At 63.0% G+C, this 1,451-nt stretch carries 2 protein-coding genes; both read left to right on the top strand.

What is annotated here, in order from left to right; translation table 11 throughout:
* Positions 1-298: hypothetical protein (locus EN750_RS41175; RefSeq protein WP_245482888.1), on the top strand; the 298-nt coding region annotated here is incomplete at its 5' end.
* A complete protein-coding gene (locus EN750_RS34070; protein ID WP_245466321.1) occupies positions 291-1,190 on the top strand; it encodes a glycoside hydrolase family 25 protein in 900 nt (299 codons plus the stop codon). The genes EN750_RS41175 and EN750_RS34070, both read left to right, overlap by 8 nt.
* Positions 1,191-1,451: the final 261 nt, after the last annotated feature.

Here is a 1,451-nt window from a genome sequence, read left to right as displayed (position 1 = left end):
CTTTATTGGTAATTTCTCATTCATAACTGATCTGGTTTGTCCGTCGGCTGTCGTTTTGCCCTCGGTCTGTTGTGTTTTGAGTACAGGTCCAGATGCGGATTCCGGGCGTCGTCAGTTTTTTGGTCGCATCGCTATGCCTTGCCGGCTGCTCGTCAACGGCCGGCGTCGATGCGCTGGATTTGCAGAAACCGTCCAACGAGACCACCAGTTCCGTGATCCGGCCGCCGGCACCGATCGCCGCTGCTCCGGCGGCAAGGGGCAACAGGGCGGCAAGGGCCGGATTGGCTCCCATGTCTGACAACGGTCCGGGGGAAAAAACGCGCCCGTTCGGCTTGGCGGAGGAGGAAGAGACGGGGGTGTTTGCCGCGCCCGACGTGCCTGATCCCCAAGTGCCTGATGTCGGCGGGCTGCCGGTCGAGCCGGCAGCCTTGGTGTCGCCGCCCAAGCTGTTGACCCGCGCGGCACCGGCCATGCTGGCCGGGCCGCTCACCCGTTACGGATTTCGCGACGCCAAGCCGATCAATTTCGGCAAGGGTTCGCCTCGCCGCCTTGCAGTGCACGGCGTCGACGTCTCGCGTTGGCAAGGCAACGTCAACTGGGACAAATTGCGGGCCCAGGGCGCCAACTTCGCCTACATCAAGGCGACCGACGGAGGTGACCACCTCGATCCGATGTTCATGAAAAACTGGCGCAGCGCCGACGCCGCCGGCTTGAAGCGCGGCGCCTATCATTTCTTCTACTGGTGCCGCACGGCCGGCGAGCAGGCGGACTGGTTCATCCGCAACGTGCCCAGGGTCGAAGGCGCGCTACCGCCGGTGATCGACGTCGAGTGGAACGGCGAGTCCAGCTGCAAGCGGCGGCCGTCGCGCGAAAAGGTGCTGGAAAAGATGCAGGTGTTCATGGACAAGCTGGAGCGGCATTACGGCCAGCGGCCCATCATCTACACCGCGCCCGATTTCTACCGCGACAATCTCAGAGGCGAATTCCTCGACTATCCGTTCTGGCTGCGTGCCGTGGCCCAGCATCCGTCAAAGGTCTATCCCGGCCGCAAATGGCTGTTCTGGCAGTATTCCGGCTCCGGCCTGTCGCACGGCGTCACCGGCCGCATAGACCTCAATGTCTTCCATGGCGACGAACGGCAATGGCGCGCCTGGGCCGGCGGCCGGCAGACGGTAGCCGACGCCAACTGAGACAGTCGTCAGTCCCGGCGCACTTCGCTCTGCCTGATGTCCGCGGTCTGGGCAACGCGACATCGGGCTGCTCGATGGACACGCTTCCGCCGGCAGCATTGGCTGAGGAAAGTGTCCGGCTCTTTGACCGACATGGACGCATGGGAGGAAAAGATGGGTGTGTCATCGGAGGCTCTGGCACAGAGCCGTCAAACGATCAGCGCTTACGAGGATTATGCGGAACAATATGATGCCATCGTGCGCCATGCTCCCAACGAGAGG

Source organism: Mesorhizobium sp. M7A.F.Ca.ET.027.03.2.1, from assembly GCF_003999175.1.
In the GTDB taxonomy this organism is placed as follows: domain Bacteria; phylum Pseudomonadota; class Alphaproteobacteria; order Rhizobiales; family Rhizobiaceae; genus Mesorhizobium.
The sequence above is the reverse complement of the archived record's forward strand: the minus strand, read 5'-3'. Positions and strand labels throughout refer to the sequence as shown.

What these genes read in the sequence shown, in the direction of transcription:
- EN750_RS34070 (WP_245466321.1), top strand. Translation starts at nt 291, where the DNA reads ATGTCTGACAACGGTCCGGGGGAAAAAACGCGCCCGTTCGGCTTGGCG.